At 59.9% G+C, this 19,431-nt stretch carries 14 protein-coding genes and 1 pseudogene; 4 read left to right on the top strand and 11 right to left on the bottom strand.

Annotated features, from left to right (window positions below; all coding sequences use genetic code 11):
- Positions 1-148 precede the first annotated feature (148 nt).
- Entirely contained in the window at positions 149-379 is a 231-nt protein-coding gene (locus tag KVG91_RS23680) for a hypothetical protein (RefSeq protein WP_169375358.1), read from the top strand.
- Between the two features lie 21 nt (positions 380-400).
- Here the strand turns inward: KVG91_RS23680 and KVG91_RS23685 are convergent, their stop codons facing one another.
- The 4 genes from KVG91_RS23685 to deoC form a co-directional block, all read right to left on the bottom strand.
- The gene (locus tag KVG91_RS23685) at positions 401-628 is read right to left on the bottom strand and encodes a hypothetical protein (protein WP_169375359.1); all 228 of its coding nucleotides are present in this window, start codon (positions 626-628) and stop codon (positions 401-403) included.
- 131 nt (positions 629-759) lie between these two features.
- Complete coding sequence (locus KVG91_RS23690; protein ID WP_169375360.1) at positions 760-6,216, bottom strand: WGR domain-containing protein; 5,457 nt, start codon at positions 6,214-6,216, stop codon at positions 760-762.
- A complete protein-coding gene (locus tag KVG91_RS23695; RefSeq protein WP_169375361.1) occupies positions 6,204-7,406 on the bottom strand; it encodes a M48 family metalloprotease in 1,203 nt (400 codons plus the stop codon). Before KVG91_RS23695 ends, KVG91_RS23690 begins: the two co-directional genes overlap by 13 nt.
- A gap of 954 nt (positions 7,407-8,360) precedes the next feature.
- Positions 8,361-9,044, bottom strand: a complete 684-nt coding sequence (gene deoC / locus KVG91_RS23700; RefSeq protein WP_169375362.1) for a deoxyribose-phosphate aldolase — start codon at positions 9,042-9,044, stop codon at positions 8,361-8,363.
- Positions 9,045-9,172: 128 nt separating this feature from the next.
- On the opposite strand from deoC, the gene deoR reads away from it, so the two are divergent.
- Entirely contained in the window at positions 9,173-9,931 is a 759-nt protein-coding gene (gene deoR / locus KVG91_RS23705) for a DNA-binding transcriptional repressor DeoR (protein ID WP_169375363.1), read from the top strand.
- Here deoR and KVG91_RS23710 read toward each other — a convergent pair.
- The 5 genes and pseudogenes from KVG91_RS23710 to KVG91_RS28160 all read right to left on the bottom strand — a co-directional run.
- Positions 9,928-10,974 carry an aldose 1-epimerase family protein gene (locus KVG91_RS23710; RefSeq protein WP_169375364.1) on the bottom strand — a complete coding sequence of 349 codons (1,047 nt, stop codon included), beginning with the start codon at positions 10,972-10,974 and terminating at the stop codon, positions 9,928-9,930. The two genes, deoR and KVG91_RS23710, sit on opposite strands and share 4 nt — an antisense overlap.
- Positions 10,971-12,302 (bottom strand): L-fucose:H+ symporter permease, encoded by a 1,332-nt coding sequence (fucP, locus tag KVG91_RS23715; protein WP_169375365.1) that lies wholly within the window; start codon positions 12,300-12,302, stop codon positions 10,971-10,973. The genes KVG91_RS23710 and fucP overlap by 4 nt, the downstream gene beginning before the upstream one ends.
- Positions 12,303-12,330: 28 nt before the next feature.
- Positions 12,331-13,251: a ribokinase gene (gene rbsK / locus KVG91_RS23720; protein ID WP_169375366.1), complete on the bottom strand. Its 921-nt coding sequence runs from the start codon at positions 13,249-13,251 to the stop codon at positions 12,331-12,333.
- A gap of 195 nt (positions 13,252-13,446) precedes the next feature.
- The gene (locus KVG91_RS28155; RefSeq protein ID WP_404822463.1) at positions 13,447-14,310 is read right to left on the bottom strand and encodes a methyl-accepting chemotaxis protein; all 864 of its coding nucleotides are present in this window, start codon (positions 14,308-14,310) and stop codon (positions 13,447-13,449) included.
- Positions 14,305-15,060: pseudogene (locus KVG91_RS28160) on the bottom strand (HAMP domain-containing protein); the annotation flags it as partial. The pseudogene KVG91_RS28160 and the gene KVG91_RS28155, both read right to left, overlap by 6 nt.
- Positions 15,061-15,217: 157 nt before the next feature.
- On the opposite strand from KVG91_RS28160, the gene KVG91_RS23730 reads away from it, so the two are divergent.
- Both KVG91_RS23730 and KVG91_RS23735 read left to right on the top strand, forming a co-directional pair.
- Entirely contained in the window at positions 15,218-16,423 is a 1,206-nt protein-coding gene (locus KVG91_RS23730; RefSeq protein WP_169375368.1) for a multidrug effflux MFS transporter, read from the top strand.
- A gap of 114 nt (positions 16,424-16,537) precedes the next feature.
- The gene (locus KVG91_RS23735) at positions 16,538-17,395 is read left to right on the top strand and encodes an SDR family oxidoreductase (RefSeq protein WP_169375369.1); all 858 of its coding nucleotides are present in this window, start codon (positions 16,538-16,540) and stop codon (positions 17,393-17,395) included.
- Between the two features lie 123 nt (positions 17,396-17,518).
- Here KVG91_RS23735 and KVG91_RS23740 read toward each other — a convergent pair whose 3' ends face one another.
- Together KVG91_RS23740 and KVG91_RS23745 are read right to left on the bottom strand one after the other, a co-directional pair.
- Entirely contained in the window at positions 17,519-18,433 is a 915-nt protein-coding gene (locus KVG91_RS23740; protein ID WP_169375370.1) for a site-specific integrase, read from the bottom strand.
- A gap of 108 nt (positions 18,434-18,541) precedes the next feature.
- Positions 18,542-19,366 (bottom strand): M949_RS01915 family surface polysaccharide biosynthesis protein, encoded by an 825-nt coding sequence (locus tag KVG91_RS23745; protein WP_169375371.1) that lies wholly within the window; start codon positions 19,364-19,366, stop codon positions 18,542-18,544.
- Between the last annotated feature and the right edge of the window lie 65 nt (positions 19,367-19,431).

Consider the following 19,431-nt stretch of genomic DNA (forward strand, 5'->3'; position numbering starts at 1 on the left):
CCCTGAAAAATCTGCAAGGTTTTAAAAAAACACGGTTTGAGTGATGAGCGGTGCAGTCGGCTACCGACCGGCAGAAAAAACGAACCGTCCACGGCCCAGGGCGTCCATGGAGGTAACAGCGTCAATCCATGAATGAGGAGGTTTACCGATGAATAACTACCCATTGGACGACAACGATGCCGGCCAGCGCAATCGCCAGATCGGCCACGCCATCGGCTTGGCCGCCGACGAGGTCGAGTTGTGGGTCACCTCGGTCGAGGAAGATGGCAGCGGCATGGGCTACGTGGTGCATTTTTCCGCAGGCACGCCCAGCGATGTCCTGGCCAAGGTCGAGGGATTGGGCGCTGACCGTACGATCAATATTGGCCCGATCGACTGAAACGGTCAGCGCTAAAGCCATTTATGGCTGTTTGTAGTGGCCGGGAACGTCATGGCCTTGGTCAACGGGTTTGGTGCGCTTTTGCACCTGAACGTCGCTCAACGACGCATCCTTGAGTTCAGGGAAGCGCTGCTTGAGCAGAGTCTGCGCCAACTGCGGGTCAAGGTCGTGTGCATCGTGCTCGAGCGTTCGGCTTTGTGGTTGGTTATCGACGATGAAGCTGACGAGGTAGTGCGGTTTTTCGAACATGGAGGTTTCCTCAAGGCAATTACCGATGGGGTATTTGTTTGAGCGGCGGAGCGCAGGAGGATTCAGAAAAAATGGCTGACAGCGCGTTCAAATTGAACGCGCTTGTCTCATTTATGCTGGACCGACCCGGCTCACTGCGGGGCGATTGAGCCCGGTTGCTCTTGATACCCCTTGCGCAGTTTCTCTGCGATCAGCTTTTGCGCTTCACGCAAAGCGCGCTCGGGACTGTCGAGGGACTTGATCAGGGTCTGGCCCTTGGTGCCGATACGGCCGAAATTTACCACCACCTCAGCCTCGGTGACGCCGATACGCCAGAACTTGTTGGAATTGCCTTCACCAAAAGTGAACTCGCGCATCAAGGGTGTCGCTTCAGGGGTGACTGGCGGCTGGGCTTGGATCTCAATGGTTTCCTCTGGCTGTTCCGGTTCTGGAAGTGCAGCGGCTTCCTCGCCCCTTAGCAACGCTTCGATGCGATTGAGCACCTCTTCTTGGTCACGCAGCCAGTCAATACTGAGCACGTCGATGATCTTCCAACCGAAACTGCGCAGTACCGTCGGGCGGAAGATGTAGCGCTCACGTACATCAGCGGTGGCCGCCATATCCCCGTCCAGCAGTACCCCGAGGCTGAAGTGTTCACCACTGGCGTCACTGATCGCGAGGTCGCAGCGGAACTGGGAACGTCCAACATATTCCTGAACCGAATGCCCACGTTTGCGCAACGCGGCAGCGAGCGCGCCGCGCAGGTGGTCCTTGGGCAGGCTGACGGCAAAGGACTGCTTGGCACCTGGATTGAGGTTGGCGAGGATACCCTGGGAGCGCGGCGCATCCCCGCTGGCACTGGCCTGGGCGAACTGCAGGAACGCACGCAGTGCGGCGGCCCCATCGTTGTGGGTGTTGGTGATGGCTTCGGACTCAATGCTGGAGACAATCGCCATGCGCTTGCGCGCGCGGCTGAAGATCACATTCAGGCGTTTTTCCCCACCGCGCTGGTTGATCGGGCCGAAGTTCATCAGCATCTTGCCGTTCGGTCCTGGCGCGTAGCAAATGCTCAGGATGATCACATCGCGCTCATCTCCCTGGACGTTCTCCAGGTTCTTGACGAACAGGCCATTGAACTGCCCGGCATCTTCACGCACGTATTCGCGCTCAAGCCGTGTGGCAAAGGCCGAGTCGCCGCTGGCCAAGTCTTCCAGGGCCTGCTCGATGGCGCCTTGCTGGGCCTCGGAAAAGGCCACGATACCCAGGCTCAGTCCAGTCTCCCGTTGCAGCAGCTCCCGTACCAGGTTAGCGATATACCGCGCTTCGGCCAGGTTGCTGCGGCTGAGGTAGACACCGTCGCTCATCCTCAAGAAGCTGATCGGGCTGTCGAGCAGCGTGTCGGCGCCGCGGATGGCTGACTGGGCGTCCGTGGAGTCCAGTGCGGTCTGGGCCGGGGCAGGGCGCTCGATACGGCGGTCGGGAATAGTGATCAGCCGCCCTTCGTAGAACGCCGCGTTGGAAAAACTGATCAAGGCTTCGTGGCGGCTGCGGTAGTGCCAGGCCAGGAGGGTGGCCGGCAAGTTTCGTGCGGCTTGGCTCAGCAGGCTATCGGCATCGAGATTGATTGCGATCTGTTCGCCATCCTCCATGGCAATCAGTTCGTTATCGTCTTGGTCGCCGGCACTGGAGAAGAAGTTGGTCGGTGGCAATTGCATCTCATCACCGACCACGATCACTTGCTGCGCACGGCTAAGTGCAGGCACGGCTTCTTCGCTGGGGATCTGACTGGCTTCGTCGAAAATCACCACGTCAAACAGGTCCGGTGTCAACGGCAGGGTGTCGGACACGGACAGCGGGCTCATCAACCAGATGGGCTTGAGGTCGTTGATCACGCGGCCACTGTCGCCACTCGCCATTTCGCGGATAGAGCGATAGCGCATGGTCTTGCCCAGCTCATGTTCCAGTTCACGGCGGCCTTTGGCGTAGGCTTTCTTGAACTCACGGGCCTGGGCGTCGAGTTGCGTCACTGACATCGCCGATTGCTTCACATGCTCCAGAAAACGCTGGTGCAACGTGGCGCTCAGCACGTGGGCGTTGCTTTTGAGCAGGTTGCATTCAGCCTGGCTGACCTGGCGTGCGGCCAAACCCAACGCCGGGCCGTCGAAGCGCGCCAGCTGTGGATTGGCGCGGTACAGGCGGGTCAGGTTTTCCTGGGCAATCAAACCGTCCAGTGCGCGTTGCGCCAAGGCGTACTGTTGCACGACCGCCAGGCAGACAGGATCGGCTTGGTGCAGCTCATTGAGCAGGGGCAGGGTGTCGGGCAGTTCGTCGAGTTCTTCACGCAGGTCACGCAGGTACTCGGCCAACTTACCCAGGCTCAGCGACGGGTCGAACACACAATGCTGCGCAACCAGCTCGGCCAAGCGCGCTACTGGCTGGCGCAGGCTGGCTTCCTGGCGTACACCGGGCAGGCCGTCCGGATTACCCCGCAGGCTCTCAACCCATTGGCGCAACAGCGGCGATGCGCTCAGTTGCTCAAGCAAGGCTTGCAGGTTATGCACGAACAGGTCGATATCCGGGATGCCATAACGGCCTTGCAAACGTTGCTGCTCGGCGTGCACTTCGGCAGTAGCGCGATGCTCGTCGGCCAGGTTGTCCAGCACGCTACGGAAACTGGGTCGAATCGCGTGCTGGCTGAAGTCGTAGCGTCGTTGCAATTCACTGCGCAGCCGCCACCAGCCGGGCTGCAGCCAACGCAGCAGCGAGCCTTCCAGCCGCTGTACCAGATCGATGGCAGCCTGGGTGTCCTGGGGCGCGAGTTTTTCACGCCAGTGGTGAGTAGATTCACGGGCGTTGTGTTGCTGTACGACCAGTGCTTGCAACGCCGCCTGCTCGGCGTGCAGCGCTTGGGCGCCTGATGAGCCCGGTTCCAGCAGGTCGAGGTGCGCTGCCAGGTTGGCGCTGGTCAATTGTTCGGCGGCCTGGGTCAGCACGCACGCATCCGCCAGGCGGGTGCCACCGGACAACAGGCTCGACGATGACTCCAGAAGTTGCTCGACGCTGTCGATCAGCCCACTGGCTTCATCCAGGAACGCCTTGAGTTGGCCGTATGCGTGTTCGTGGGTAATCAGGCTTGAGGCCAAGCGGCTGAAAGGGTGGCGTGCGAAGCTGTCGAGGCCGAAACGTTCTTTGAACGCCTGATAGACGCGACCGGTCAGCTCGCTTTGTGCCTGCCAGTGACGCCATTCGGGCAAACGTTCCAAGGCTTCGGGAGGCAGCTTGGCAGCAACGGGCGGCAGTTCGATCAAGTGACGTACCAGCCCGCGTACCGAGCATGCCAAGGACTCCGGCATTCCACGCATTGCCTGTTCAAAACGCTCTATCAAGCCCAGCTGCTGGCTCAGGCCAGCCAGTAAGGTGTCGCGCCTGGCTTGCGCCTGCGACGACTGCGCATCGCCAGCGATCCAGCGCTCATAGCACTCGCGCAGGTTGCCCACGAAGGCCTTCTTGTCGGTCTGGGAATCGTGGATCAGGCAGCACAAATCACCCAGTTCACTTTGTTGCAGGCGATGGAACACCACGTCCAGCGCCGCACGTTTTTCACAGACAAACAGCACTCGCAGGCCACGCCCGGCGTAGTCCGCAATCAGGTTAGTGATGGTCTGGGATTTGCCGGTGCCTGGCGGTCCCTGAATGATGAAGTTACGCCCGGTACGGGCCAGGCTGACGGCCGCATTCTGCGTGGCGTCGCCCGCCACCACGTTCCACTGTTCGGGCAACGGGATCGGGTCGGGGGTCTGAACCTCGACGTCCCGAGGCTCGATTGAGAACATCCGGTCAAACGCTTCGTTCTGCGCCGGTTCGTCGATCAATTGTGCATAGTCACACACCAGCGACATCTTGCGATAATTGAAGTTGGCCAGGGTCACCTGGGTCAGGTCTATGTCCCAGGCGTAGCGATGCCCTTGGTTCTCGGGCATGGCAAAAGTGCTGTTTTCGGCGCTGCTGGCAACCATCTGCGGGTGTTGGTTGCGAAGAACGGGTTTGGCGCCTACGGCCATGCGTAGCGGCAACTCGCTGGGCAGCACCTTCTGCTGGAACAACTGCAAGCCCAACGGACGGAAGTCTTCGCGATCGTAGCTGAAATCCGGCTTCGCCAAAGGCGTCGACATGCGCTGGCGGGCACGACGGCGCTGGAAGTGGTGCAGATGCTGCACGGCTTTTTGGTGGATCAGTTCGATTTGCGGTTTGCTTTGCAGGCGTAACTCGACGCCGGGCTCGGTCAGTTTGATCTGGCGCGCAATATCGGCGTGGATGTCTTCCAGCGAAGTCTTTTGCAGGTCGACGGTTTCCGGCAACTGGATGTCGTAGAGCTGACGCAATTGATGACGCAGTACCGGGTTGAATTCGGCCTCGGTTTCATCGCACTGCAACACGAACTGGTCACGTACGCCTTTTTTGCGACTCAATTCCACCGGCAACCACAGCAGCGGGGTGACGATGCGTTCTTCCGGCGTGTCCTTGAGGTTGTGCCAGCGCATGAACGCCACTACCAGGCGAAGGTTACTGAAGCCAAATTCGGCGCGGTCGCGGCGGGTTTCCTGGATGATGCGCTCCAGCGACGCCTGCAGCCAGGTCTGGTCTTCGAACCGTAGCCATTGCTGCAGGCCGACCGGTTTACCGCTCAGCACTTGTTCGGAGAATCCGCCGAAGGTGGGCTGCCAGGTGCACAGCGCTTCGGGCAGGATACTTTCAATGCGCATCACCAACGGAACGCTGGCCACGGTCAAGTTGACGTTGGCCTGAGTCGGCCGGAAATACAGCAAGCGATTGCGACGTGAAAGGTCAAACAACCGGTTGCGCAGATGTTCCAACACCACAGTGCGTCGCGAAGCCGGGCCTTCGGCCTGGGCCAACACACGCTCGACATCCAGGCTGGCGGGCTGTTCGCGCCAGGACTCCAAGCGGCGTGCCAGCGAGCCCACATCAGTGGCGCGCTCATGGCGGTTGAGCTCAGTCATCTCCACTATAAGGTTGGCCAGCACCGGGTTCAGTCGGCCATTGAGCTGGAACAGATTGCGACGGTGCCGGGCAAACGTCTCGAGGTCATTGATATCGGAGAAATCCAGCCCGCATGCCAGGCACGCCAGCAACTGGCCGAGCTGGAATATGTCGGTGATCTCATCGTGGTGCCCGAGGCGATGCTCCCAGCTATGCAGGTCAGGAAGGAACACCGGGTGGTCGATGGTTTGATGCAGATCTTCCTGGACTTGCAGGTCGGTAATGGCCACGCCGCTTTCCGAATCCCGAGTCAGGCGGACTTTGCCGACGACGTTAAGCGCCGACTCCGGATTGGGCTGCACCTGCTTGATCGCGTCCATCGCCAGCCGCGCAGGGACACCCTCCGGATTGCGCAATTGCAGCGTGCGCTCCGGCCCCTGTATCACATCGAGATAACTGAGCTGGGCGACACGTCCCAGTTCATGCAGTTGCGCCACTTGGCGTAGCAGCGGTAACGCCAGGAACAATACATCGTCGATGGGCAGGGCAGCGCCATCGTGGCTATTGAGTAACTCAGTGAATGTGACGGGTTGGATTACTGGGTCCATGTGTCGACCTCCGCTTTGAGCGCACGAACGATCGGGTCGAGCTCACGTTTTGGTAATTTGATATCGCGCTTGAGCACGTTGATAAAGTCGTCGGCGCTACCTAGTTTCTTGGCGGTGCGCGCGGCGTGCAGCAGGGCTTCATCCCGCAGGTCGCGGTCCACCAGGCTCAGGTCGAGCATGATGAAGTGCAGGTATTCATGGACGCTTGTGTCGATACGCTCGGCATTCAGCGTCGCCAGGTCGAGTGGCGTTTCGTTGTCTTTCCAGTCGGGAAAGAAACCGCGCACCTGGTTGAGCACAACTTCCGATTGCAATACGGATGGGCCGATGAAATGGGCAATAAAGCTGCGGGTGAGGGCGGTCAACTCGACCTGATCGGTCACGTCCAGACGATTGAGCGACAACGGTCCGTGCAAGCGGCGGTTTAGCCAGTTGTCCATATCCGGGAGTTGTTGCCACCAGCTGTCCACCGCTTGGGAGCGTAGAAACGTCTCCGGATGGGAAATGCCCTGGGATAACGGTGCATCCTTGCCGTCCAGCTCACGGGCCTGCTTCAGGTAGCTGGCGGCATCAACGCTGATAATCCCGGTGTGAACCTTAACCAGCGACGTAATCGACGCTTCTGGACCATTGGCAACCAGGGCGGCACCGCGGTCGGCATAGATTTCAGTGTGCAGGCTATAGAGACGTGCGGTCTGTTCCAGGCTGGCCGGCGTATTCACATCGGCCATGGCATGATTGAGAATCCGCTCGGCGGTGAGAAAGTCGCCATCGTGCTCCGACCATAAGCGGTAATGGGCCAGCTCATGCCCGAGCAACGCCAGCAACTCCTGGGCATCCAGGCGCTCAAGAATCGGTCCGTAAAACACCACATGCACTTCATCGGCCAGGTAGTACAGGCTCGCATTCATCGCACCGTCGCCAGCCTGGTAAAGGGTTGCGGGTGCCTTGATCTGCAAGCACTGCAGCGCCGTTTCACAGGCTTGATAGGCCTGCGGATGGGCCTCGGGGCTCAGGCGATAGGTGTCACGCAGCAATTGCGCGCGCACATCCTGGGCATGCTCCTGCTGAACGCCCAACGACGAGGCCCATTCCCACACGACAGCTTCATGGGCTTTCAGGTAGTCGACCACTCGCTGGTGGTAAGGCAGTGGCGTCAGGCTGCTGATGTCCAGCGCGGTGGTACTCATTGTTCAAACGTCCTTGAGAGGATACGGCTCCATGTACTGCGGTTGTGCAGCAGAGACTTGGGTCGGCATCCCGGTATCAATGATTGGTAACAAACGCGGAGCATACCTATGGGGAGGGGAAAATACTTGTGAAAGAAAGTGGACGTCGGGGGAGATTGTGGAATCAGGGCTTTAGACTGCTCATGAGCATATCGAGCGTAGTACGTGATTTAACATAATATACATTATGCGAACTGTCCTATACGGAGCTGGGGGGCTCTGGTGGTCAGATTTGAAGCCTGGCGAGACCTCTTCCTTCAGCTTGGCGATGCGTCCCCCGCATGCTTGAATGCCGGCCGACAAACGTGCCTCATCAATTGACGGAGAAATTGCAGGTGGCTTTGTACCGAATGGAAAACCGACTGGGACGCTGTAGCTGCTGTCGCAACGGCTGCTGCTGCGATCATCGCACTTATTATCTGGAGCTCTGACAAGGCTCAAAGAAAACGTGAACGGGCCGCAAGCGCGAAGCTCCTAGCTCAGATCATGACAACACCTGTTTGAGCCACGCAGAAAGCTATTTGCTCGACCTGATAAATGATGAAAACGCACGAAGGAAACTAGCTGAAAAAGCTGCACTGATCACACTTGATCTGCCGTCTCAGTTTTGGATAAGGCCGACTTTTTTAGCGAAACTGTCACCAATCGGCTTGCCAACGCGTTTTCCTAGGTTAACCGTCTCAAGGTAATGTCAGGCTTGCTCGGTGAGTTGTCAGCTTCGGCAAGCGAAGAAGAAATCAACCCTATGGCTGTTCTAACTCAAATCAAAGACGTAGAACAAGCCGCCGAGGAAGCCTGCCAGGCTCTCTTAAAGGCCGGAAAATCTTCTTAAGGTTTAGGTCTTCCCTACTCCACCTTTATAGCCAAATATTATAACTATGCTAAATAGTCATTTAGTTGAGTTATATACTTGATTCAGTAGCCAACCGCTGCCGTCAGCGCGCCACCCACAATCGCAATCCCCGAGCTGCTGCCCAGGCGTGTCGCTCCAGCCTCAATCATCTTCAACGCTGTCGGATAGTCGCGCACGCCACCGGACGCCTTTACGCCAACCCCGGCACCCACGGTCTGGCGCATCAGTGCCACATCTTCGACCGTAGCGCCGCCGCGGCTGAACCCCGTCGACGTCTTGACGAAGGCCACGCCCAGGTCGCGGCAGATTCCACAGGCCTGGACCTTCTGCTCGTCATCAAGCAGGCAGGTTTCCAGGATGACCTTCAACGGCACGGCGCCGCAGGCCTTGTGAACCTGGGCAATGTCTTCACGCACGGCGTCCAGCAGCCCGTCCTTCAACCAGCCGATATTGAGCACCATATCGATCTCCCCTGCCCCGGCGGCAATCGCCTGTTGGGCTTCGAACGCCTTGGTGCCGCTCAGGCCAGCGCCCAGAGGGAAGCCCACCACCGCACAAATCACCACGGATTTGTCGCTCAGGCACGATGCCGCGTAAGGCACCTGCCCAGAATTCACGCACACCGAATAAAAGCCGTGTTCCCGGGCCTCTTCGCACAAGGTGCGGATTTGTTCACGGGAGGCGTCGGCGGCGAGCAAAGTGTGATCAATGTATTTGGCTAATGCTGCGGGTGGAAGACTGTTCATTTAAGGGGTCCTTGCCTGTATGTTGCCAATGAGTGTGCGGAGCGTGTCACGACGCTCACTTCTATCAGTTGCGATATTAACATTTAATGTTAGTTATTTAACATCAACAATCAAGCCCTGGAATACTCGTGGACAGTAGAAAAGCCGAGCGACTGAAGCTTATCCAACAAGCCTTGCAAGACCAGAACGCCATTCACTTGAAGGAAATGGCCGCCCTGCTGGACGTTTCCGAGATGACCCTGCGCCGCGACCTCAACCACTTCAGCAAGCACCTGCGGCTGCTGGGTGGCTACATCACCCGGGTCGGCAACGAGGTCGGCGATTACCGGGTAGCCGAGCAGGACACGCGTCACGTCGAGGAAAAGCGCCGCATCGGTAAACTCGCCGCCCAGTTGATCCAGCCAGGCGACACGGTATTTTTCGACTGTGGCACCACGTCGCCGTTTGTCGTGGATTTCATCCCCGATGCGCTGGAGTTCACCGCGGTGTGCAGCTCGTTGAACGTGCTGCTCAAGCTGCAGAACAAGCCCAATTGCCACATCGTGTTGTGCGGCGGCACCTTCCACCGCAAGAACCAGGTCTTCGAAAGCAGTGCCGAAAGCAGCATTCTCGACAGCGTGCGTCTGACGTGGGCCTTCGTCACTGCCGCCGGCGTCAGCCAAGAATTTGGCGTGACGTGCTTTAACTTCAATGAAGTCGAGGTCAAGCAAAAGGTCATGCGCCTAGCGCAGCAACGCGTATTGCTCGCCGATTTCAGCAAGTTCGACACCGTACGCACCGCTCACTTCGCCGCTCTGCAAGACTTTCAGTACGTGGTCAGCGACAAGAAAATCCCCCGCGGCTATAAGGACGTCATCCAGGCCAACGGTGCGCAATTGCTGGTTTAACCCAACAGCTTCTGCCGTTCCTGCGCATTCAGGTAACCGGTGGTGACACTGAACGAAGCGCTGGCTCCAGCCGCCAGTTCGCGCACGTGACCTTTGGCTTTCTCGGCGTTATAACCCTCCGGCTCGCAGGTGGACGGCAGCACGAACGCCGCCACTTGCTGATCCGGCGTGTATAGGATCCAGCGCACGGCATGCTCGAACTGCTCGGGACGGTAACGGGTGTAGAACGCAGCTCCGTCGGGATGATCCAGCAGAAAGTGCGCCTGGCCGCTGGCGTCTGTGCCTACGCCGTCGAAAAAAAACACGATCTCCGGGTCGTACAGTGCCGGCTGTTCAAGGTGGGTCAATTGAGCCGGGTGCTCGGCCAGTTGCGCCATATAGGCGCTCCAGGCCGGTGTTGGCTTGACGTGGTCCGGCACGCTGGTCCGCAGGCGCATGCTCTGCAGGCCCTGCGGCTCGACAAACCGCGCACCGGTCACGAATGCGTAGTTCATGTGGGCCATGTACATCAGGTCCATGGGCTTGCCGGCCAGGTTCGTCACGTCCATCTCGATATCGAACAAAGCCGAATCGGCGCGCAGTGTCACGCCGGGACTCGCCCGGTAGCGATCGCCGAACCCCTTGGCATATTGATAAGAACCACGCAGGCGCAAAATGCCCTCGCCGACTTCCAGCCAGGCCGAGTCCATCGGCGCACAGGGCATCTCGCCGTGCAAGGCATGGGTGTCATCCGCCGCCGGGCAACCGTTGCGCAGCAAGCCGCTGTGAAACATGAAGCAGCCATAGGTATCAATGATTGTCGGGCTGGGCTTGGGTTGGTCGAACAGGTTGCTCATGGTCAAGTCGCAACCATCGAACACGGCTGACCAGATCATCTGACCCTGATAAGGCAATACCACCAGCCTTCCACGGCTGTTTTCAAGGCTCAGGGCCAGGACGCCGGACGGGTAAGTCCAGGCGCTGACCTTGAATGCCGGCGATTGCAGCAGGGTTTTTTCCTGCTCGCCGAACAGCGCAGGGTACAGTGGGATACGCGTATTCATGAGGCCACCGCCCCCGCCGCGCCCACCGGCAAGGTGCCGGGTTGGCGCATGCACTTTAGCGCATACATCACAATCACGATGAAGCACAGCAACGGCACGCTGTAGGCCAGTTGCATATTGCCGCCGCTGGCGTCGGACAGCAGGCCCTGGAAGATCGGGATCACCCCGCCGCCGACAATGCTCATCACCAGCAATGAACCGCCGACGCCGGTGTCTTCACCCAGGCCATCGATGGTCAGGCCGTAGATGGTCGGCCAGCACGGGCCGAGGAAAATGCTCACGCCGACGGCTGCATACACCGCCGAAATGTTCGGCACCAGAATCGTGTACGCCAGCAGCACGATGCACAGCACACCGTAGATCGCCAATACCTTGGCCGGATGCAGGCGCCGCATCAACAGGTTGGCGATCATCTTGCCGACAAAGTAGGCGGCAAAGGTGGTCAGTAGAAACCAGGAAGCGCTGCGCTCATTCATACCGCCCATTTGCATGGCCAGGCGAATGGTGAAACTCCAGACACCGACCTGCGCGCCCACGTAGAGAAACTGCGCCAATACCCCAAAGGTAAAACGCGGGTTGCGCCACAGTCGGCCCAGGCTCTGGCGCAGGCTGCCAGGCTTGCTGCCTGCGGGCTGATTACCCTTGCAGGCGGGAAATCGGGTAATGGCGATCAGGATAAATACCAGCACCAGCACGGCGATCATCCACTTGTAGGGCAACAGTGTGGACTGGATCATTTGCAACTGCTGCACCGCCGCCTCGGAAGCGCTCATCTGGGCCAGTTGTTCAGTGGTGGCGTCGGTGTCCTTGAACATCACAAAGCTGCCCACGTACACCCCGGTCATTGCACCGAAGGGGTGGAAGGTCTGGGAGATGTTCAAGCGCCGGGTCCCGGTTTCCCGTGGCCCCATCAGTGTCGAGTAGGTGTTGCACGCGGTTTCCAGGAACGACAGGCCGGCGGCGATCACAAACAGCGCCAACAGGAACATGCCGTACTTGGCCGTGGAGGCCGCCGGAAAAAACAACAGGCAACCGAACATATACAGCATCAGCCCGATCAGGATCGTGCTCTTGTAGCTGAAACGACGTACCACCATCGCGGCCGGAATCGCCACGAAAAAGTAGCCCAGGTAAAACGCCGATTGCACAAAGGCGGTCTGGAAATCACTGAGCAAAAACGCTTTCTTGAAGTGCGCGATCAGCACATCGTTCATGCTCGCCGCCGCGGCCCACAGTGCAAAAATGCTGCACAGCAGGATAAAGGCGAACCAGGGCGTGCGGTTCAGGTAGAAACCATCAGGTGTCTGTTGCAGCGCAGGTTTGTTCATTATTGTTCTCCGGGCTGGTTTGAAGGTGTTATCGCTGTTGCTGAAAGCGCTCGAACGTTTCGGCGTCGGGGTAAGACGTCTGCGTACCCAATCCCATGACCGAACAGGCGGAATACGCCACGGCCTGCTCCATGGCCTGGCGGATGTGGCCGTCGCGGTTCCAGTGATGGATGAAGCAGCCGATAAAGGCATCGCCGGCTCCCGTGGTGTCGCGGGCCGCCACCTGTACGCCAGGTACTTGGAACTCGCCCTCCTCGCCCACATACAGCGCACCGTGTGCGCCGAGGGTGACGATCACATGGCGAATGCCGTTGGCCACCAGGCTACGCGCGGCGGTTTGGGCTGACGCCGGCGAGTCCACCACCTGGCCGCTGATCAACGCCAGTTCCGATTCGTTGGGGATCAGAAAGTCAAGCTGCGCCAAGTGCTCGGCGCTCAGCCCGGCCAGGGCGGGTGCCGGGTTGAGCAGCACCGCGATGGCGTTGCGCTGAGCGAATTCGATGGCGTGGTAGACCGTCTCCAGGTTGATCTCCAGTTGCAGCACGATCAGCGTGCATTCGCGCAGGTCGGCCGCAGCGGAATCGATGTCCGCCGGCGATAAATGCGCATTGGCGCCTTTGACGATCAATATGCTGTTATGGGAATCGGCGCGGACGAAGATCGGCGCGACGCCGCTGGAGACGCCCGGCACGCGCTGTACATAACGGGTGTCGATGCCAAAGCGCTGGAAGTTGGCCACGGTGTTGTCGGCAAACATGTCGTCGCCGACCTTGCTCAGCATCAGGACATCGGCGCCAAGCTTGGCGGCCGCCACGGCCTGGTTGGCTCCCTTGCCGCCACAACCGAGGGCAAAGCCCGGCGCTTCCAGGGTTTCGCCCTGGGCCGGCATGCGGTCGATATAGGTAATCAAATCCACCATGTTGCTGCCGATGACTGCGATCTTGCTCATTGCTATTCCACCTTGTTGCAGCACGACCAGGCCGACGATGCCGCTCTTGTTTTGTTATTTAAATAACATTAGGTGTGAATATTCAATCTTTTTTTGCAGTAGTCGAGCAATGAATCCTGCGTAACGCACAAAAAAACCGGCCCGTGGTGGGCCGGTCGGTCAATCGCCGGTTTAAGTCAGGTAAGGTTGCCTGCGTTACAAGCTGAAGCGATCCACGGACTGCGATAACTTGCCGGCCAAACCCGACAGCTCATCGGTGGTAGAGGCGGTTTCCCCAATGATGCGGCTGTTGCTGGCCGACATCCCCGCAATCATCTCCACCTGGTGCGCGATTTCATTGCTGGCCAGGCTCTGCTCGCCGATCGTACGCGAGATATCGTTGACCATTTCGGTGGTGCTCAAGGTGGCCTGGAGAATCTCGCGGATCGCCCGCTCCACCTCGGCGGTCACCGCCATGCCTTTATCCACTTGGGCAACGCCCTCCTCCATGCTGGTGACCGCTTCGCGCGTGCTCTGCTGGATGCGGCCGACCATGCTGGCGATTTCCTGGGTCGACGCGCTGGTGCGTCCCGCGAGGCTGCGCACTTCATCGGCGACCACTGCAAAACCACGTCCCTGTTCACCGGCGCGTGCGGCCTCGATTGCGGCGTTCAGGGCCAGCAGGTTGGTTTGGTCGGCGATTCCTTTGATCACCTGGATAATGCTGAAAATCGCCTCGGACTCTTTGTCCAGCGTGCGGATTACCTGGGCCGATTGCTGCGCGGAACGGGCGATGCCGTCCATGTCGCTGACCACTTGGTGAATGACCCGGCCACCGTCCTTTGCCAGGATTTGCGCCTGGTTGGCCATGTCCAGGGCGCGCCCGGCGTGCCGGGTGATTTCCTCGATGCTGGCGGTCATTTCACTCGCGGCGGCGGCCATGGTGCTGGCCGCTGCGCTTTGCTGCTGGCTGCTGTCGGCGACTTCATGGCAGCCCTGGCTCAGTTGCCCGCTCATGCCGCTGACGCCATGGGCATTGCTGCGCACCACTTCGATCATGCTGCGCAGGTCGCGTTGCATGGTGGCGAGGCTGCGGATCAGCGAGCTGGCTTCGTCCTTGCGCTTGGGTTCTTCAATCGGCTCGCTCAGATTGCCGCGGGCGATGCTCGCGGCGATCCGGCTGGCGGTCTGCAGCGGCCCCATGATGCTCAGAATGACCCAGCGACCCTGCGCCAACAGCAACAAGAGGCTGGCAATCAGCACGGTGCCCAGGGTGAAATTGGCGGTGTGAATAGCTTGTTGTGTGCCGGCGCTGGCCCGGTGAGTGTGGTCCTCGATCAGTCCGCTCAGGCTCGCCATCTGGTCTTCCAGCTGGCCGAAAGCGGCATGGAAGGTATCCAGCTGCCCGCGCGCGGCTTCGGGATTGTCCAGCGCGAGTGCAACAATACGTTCGCCAGTGCTGATGTAGGTTTCGAGGCTGGGCTTGATGTTTTCCAGGCCCACCTTGATCGTGTCTTCCACCGGCAGCTTGAAGTTATCGCCAAGCACCTGGCGGAAGTGTTCGGCATGCTCCTTCAATGCGCTGTTGACCTCGGCCTTGGTGGTGGCGCTCTTGCCCAACCCCACCAACATCGCCGACAACACGTCGGCGCGCAGAGCGTCGTGCATCATGTCGGCCTCCATGTGGTTGCGCAGCACTGTCATGCTGACCTCGCTGTCCTGCACGGCCTCGTCCATGCGCATATTTCCCACGTAACTGACCAGGCTCATGATCAGCGCAGTGAGCAACCCGGTCGCTATCAACAGCATCAAGCGTATTTTGATCGTCATGCCTGTTATCCCCGTAGCCTGCGGCCGGTTGGGAGCCCAACCCGTTGAGCGTCGCTGATAACGTTATCGGCAGCGCCTGTCCGTTAGTGAAGCCCAAGTTTGCGGATCTGCGCGGATCCCTTAAGCTGGCGGCCCTTTGCTTGGCCCGGAATTGCACATGTCTCGACGTATCGCCCATCTCGCCCTGCTCCTGGGGCTGATCACCGCCGTCGGCCCTTTCGCCATCGACATCTACCTGCCGGCGTTGCCAACCCTGGGCGCCAGCCTGCACGCCTCGCCGGCGCTGGTACAGATGAGCCTCACGGTGTTCTTCGTCATCATTGGTGTGTGCCAACTGTTCTATGGGCCACTCAGTGATGTGTTCGGGCGCAAGCCGCCGATCTATGTCGGCCTGGTGATCTTTGCCGTCGGCAGTGTGGGCTGTGCCTTCGCGCCCAACATCGAAACGCTGATCGCTTTTCGTGCGCTGCAGGCGTTCGGCGCCTGCGCGGGCATGGTGATTCCGCGGGCGATCGTGCGCGACCTGTACACCGGCCATGAGGCCGCGAAACTGATGGCGCTGTTGATGCTGGTGATGAGTGTCTCGCCGATCCTCGCGCCGCTGGCCGGCAGCCTGGTGATCTCATTGTGGAGCTGGCGGGAAGTGTTTGCCGTGTTGGCCGTCGTGGCCGTGGCGTGCCTGGTGATGACCATCGTGCAACTGCCGGAAACCCATCCCGCCGAGCGCCGGCTGGGCAAGACCCTGGGCAACGCGTTCAGCAGTTATGGGGCGTTGCTGCGCGACCCTGTGTTCATCGGCTTATCGGTGGTCTGCGGCTTCGGCCTGGCCACATTCTTCGTGTTTATCGGCAGCGCGCCGTTCGTGTATATCGAGTATTTCGGCCTGACGCCTACGCAGTTCAGCCTGTGCTTTGCCCTGAACGCCGCGTCGTTCTTTGCCATGAGCCAATTGACCGCCCGCCTCAGCGCACGCTTTGGCCTGGCCCCGTTGATTCGCGGGTCTGTGATGGCGGTAGCGGCGGTGATGGTAGTGCTGGCGATCACCACGCTGTGGGTCGACAACCTGGCCTTGATGATGGCGCTGCTGTTTATCGGCTTCGGCTTTCTGGGCCTGCTGCTGCCGGCCGCCGGCGTATTGTCACTGGAGGATCATGGTGCGGTAGCCGGCTCCGCGTCGGCCTTGCTCGGGGCGATCCAGATGATCACCGCCGCCGTGTCGATGACCCTGGTCGGCGTGTTTGCCGATCACACGCCCGCGCCGATGTTGATCGGCATCGCGCTGTGCGCCGTCGCGGCCATGCTCACAACGCTGTGGACCTTGCGCCGCATGCCCGCGCACCTGGCAAGCGCCCCGCCCTCCTGAAAGGCATCGGCCCGACGCACACCATTCGTCGGGCCCGACCGGCATCCACTACAACTATCACTTAGCTGCCAACTACTAATCCCATAGCACCTCTGACAACTATGGAGATTAACCATGACTGACTATCCTCGCCCACCGTTCGCACCTCAGACTCAATCCGTGCCCGGCTCCCAGAAAAAAATGGATCCCTACCCCGATTGCGGCGAACAGAGTTACAAAGGCTCGGGTCGGTTGGCCAACAAAATTGCGCTGATCACCGGCGCCGACAGCGGTATCGGCCGCGCAGTCGCCATCGCGTTCGCCCGTGAAGGCGCCGACGTGGCAATCGCTTACCTGGATGAGCACGACGACGCCAAGGAAACCGCGCGCTGGGTCGAAGAAGCCGGACGCCAGTGCCTGCTGCTCCCCGGCGATATTGCACAGAAAAGCGTGTGCCAGGCGCTGGTCGACAAGACGGTCGAGCAATTCGGCCGCATCGATGTGCTGGTCAACAATGCTGCGTTCCAGATGAGCCATGAAACGCTCGAAGAAATCTCGGACGAAGAATGGGTCAAGACCTTCGATATCAACATCACGGCGATGTTTCGTATCTGCAAGGCCGCCGTGCCGCATATGCAGGCCGGCAGCTCGATCATCAACACCACGTCCGTCAATTCGGACATGCCCAAGCCGACCTTGATGCCGTATGCCGCGACCAAGGGCGCGATTGCCAATTTCACCGGTGGCCTGGCGCAGTTGCTCGGCAGCAAGGGCATCCGGGTCAACAGCGTAGCGCCCGGGCCGATCTGGACGCCGTTGATCGTGGCAACCATGACCGATGAAGATGTGCAGAACTTCGGCGCCGAAACCCCGCTGGGCCGGCCTGGTCAGCCTGTGGAGGTGGCGCCGATTTATGTGCTGCTGGCGTCGGATGAAGCCAGTTATATCTCCGGCTCGCGTTATGCGGTGACCGGCGGTAAGCCCATCCTCTAACCCAGTGTACAAGCTGGCTTGTGTGGGAGCTGGCTTGCCTGCGATGCAAACACCTCGGTGTATCAGTCATACCGAGGTGATGCTATCGCAGGCAAGCCAGCTCCCACATAAGCCCGGCTGCCATTACAGATCAAACCGATCCACCGCCCGCCGCCGCTCATTATCGTCGCGCACGTCATAACTGGCGGTGGTCTGGATATTGGTGTGGTGTGCCAACTTTTGCGCGATCGATAAATCATGCTCTTCAATCACCCGCGTGATGAACGAGCGGCGAAAGTCATGGGGCATGATCTTCACCCCCACCTGCTCACCGCGCTGACGGGCGATGTAGTAGATCGCGTGCTTGGTGATGCGCTCGCGGGTGATATGGCTGCCGCGACGGATACGGTTGAACAGGAAGCTGTCGTCCTGCTCGCCTTCCTTGAGCTGCTCGCGCCGAAACGCCAGCCATGCCTGCAACTTGGCAAACGCCCAGTCCGGCGCGTACTTGATCAACTCCTTGTTACCCTTGCCGATCACCCGCAGGCTGCGTTCTTCGAAGTTGAGCTGCGCCAGGTCGAGGTTGACCGACTCCGACTTGCGCATGCCCGAGCCGTAGAGAATGCCAATCACCGCTGCATCCCTCAGGCCTTGCGGGCGTGGGTCGGCGGCGCAGACTTCCATCATTTCGCGGATCAGGCTGCGCCGCAGGTTGCGGCCCTGGCTCAACCGCGTGCCGGAGGCGGCCTTGACCGTGCGCATGCGCAACAGGTGTTCCTGGCTGATCAGGTTCATGCGCCAGGCTTCGTTCATCACTCCGCGCACCGCGTTGACGTACAACGATGAAGTATTCGGCGCGTAACCGTCCTCGCGCAACGCGCCGACCAGAGCAATGACGTGTTCGGGTTGCAACAGGTGCCAGTCGATGTCTTCGAGGTTGATGTCCTCGAAGCCCAGGCGGTCGGCTGCATCTTGCAGCACATAGCGCATGGTCAGCTGGCTGGAGGGGGCCAGGCGGGTCAGGTACAGGGTCAGCGGGTTGCGGATAGACTCAGTCAATGTAGATCAGCCTTTGGATTAAATACCCCGAACAAGCCTTTGTTTAATTGAGGTATTTAGTGAATTGGCGAGGGCCGAGTCTAACCCAGGATCGGCCCTGGCACCAAGTCATGGGGCCGTGTCGTCTTCCTCGGTGGGCACCTGCGGCTGGAGCTGGGCCTGGCTCCATTCGCTGTCCTGCTTCTGCATCAGGGCGAACCAGTGCTCGCGCATGAACGTCAGGTAAGCCTGTGGCGCCTTGGCAAAGTCTTTTTCATCGCCATAACAGCCTGGCAACGGCAACTCGGTGCCCTGCTCCTTGTACTGGCTGACCAGCGCCTGCTGCCCGGCCACGCTGCAGTCCTTGGGCAACGGCATGCCACGCAGCGCCCCGGCCTCTTCATCCCACCAGGCCGCGCCGTAGCGGTCGACACCGCGCAAACGGTATTTCTGCGCCTTGCCGACATGCATGATCAGTTTGAATTCGTTGGGGCTGACGTCACTGGTGCAGGTGCGCGAATACCCCACGGTCGCCTGGGTGATGCCATCGCCGCTCAAGTCGGTGACCTTGGTCGCGGCCCTGTCGAAGCGCAGGGAAGCATCGAACTCGCAATGCTGCACGTCGTCGTAGAGCATCCACACGCGCTTTGGGCGGTTGCCGTCGATCAGGTACTGGGCCGCGTACACGAACGCCGACTGGGTGCCGTCGTCGTCCCGCTCGCCGATTTGCTCGGCGAGTACCAACAGGTTCCTGCCTTGTCTGTCGTCCCAGGTATAGGCGGCGATCTGCTTGCCGCGCACTTCCACGCCGTCCGGCACCTGGTCGATGCTGGCCAGCGCCACGGCGTCGTCAGCCTGCGCGGGGGCGGCGCACGCAACGGTCATCAACAACCCTATCAACGATCCCAACACAGCAGGCCGCAACTGGCCGCGTAAAAGCTGCACGCTATTCATCCGATCACCCTGGCAAGAGAGGGCTTACTTTACCGGCACTTGCAGCGCATTGCAGAGAAGATTCT

The sequence above is a fragment of the Pseudomonas azadiae genome, from assembly GCF_019145355.1.
Lineage (GTDB): Bacteria > Pseudomonadota > Gammaproteobacteria > Pseudomonadales > Pseudomonadaceae > Aquipseudomonas > Aquipseudomonas azadiae.

Excerpts from the sequence above, each read along its gene's own strand:
- fucP (WP_169375365.1), bottom strand. The coding sequence starts at position 12,302 with ATGAACAAACCTGCGCTGCAACAGACACCTGATGGTTTCTACCTGAAC.
- KVG91_RS23690 (WP_169375360.1), bottom strand. The coding sequence starts at position 6,216 with ATGGACCCAGTAATCCAACCCGTCACATTCACTGAGTTACTCAATAGC.
- KVG91_RS23745 (WP_169375371.1), bottom strand. The coding sequence starts at position 19,366 with ATGAATAGCGTGCAGCTTTTACGCGGCCAGTTGCGGCCTGCTGTGTTG.
- KVG91_RS23680 (WP_169375358.1), top strand. The coding sequence starts at position 149 with ATGAATAACTACCCATTGGACGACAACGATGCCGGCCAGCGCAATCGC.
- KVG91_RS23710 (WP_169375364.1), bottom strand. The coding sequence starts at position 10,974 with ATGAATACGCGTATCCCACTGTACCCTGCGCTGTTCGGCGAGCAGGAA.
- KVG91_RS23695 (WP_169375361.1), bottom strand. The coding sequence starts at position 7,406 with ATGAGTACCACCGCGCTGGACATCAGCAGCCTGACGCCACTGCCTTAC.
- KVG91_RS23735 (WP_169375369.1), top strand. The coding sequence starts at position 16,538 with ATGACTGACTATCCTCGCCCACCGTTCGCACCTCAGACTCAATCCGTG.
- KVG91_RS23730 (WP_169375368.1), top strand. The coding sequence starts at position 15,218 with ATGTCTCGACGTATCGCCCATCTCGCCCTGCTCCTGGGGCTGATCACC.
- deoC (WP_169375362.1), bottom strand. The coding sequence starts at position 9,044 with ATGAACAGTCTTCCACCCGCAGCATTAGCCAAATACATTGATCACACT.
- KVG91_RS23685 (WP_169375359.1), bottom strand. The coding sequence starts at position 628 with ATGTTCGAAAAACCGCACTACCTCGTCAGCTTCATCGTCGATAACCAA.
- rbsK (WP_169375366.1), bottom strand. The coding sequence starts at position 13,251 with ATGAGCAAGATCGCAGTCATCGGCAGCAACATGGTGGATTTGATTACC.
- KVG91_RS28155 (WP_404822463.1), bottom strand. The coding sequence starts at position 14,310 with ATGCAACGCGACCTGCGCAGCATGATCGAAGTGGTGCGCAGCAATGCC.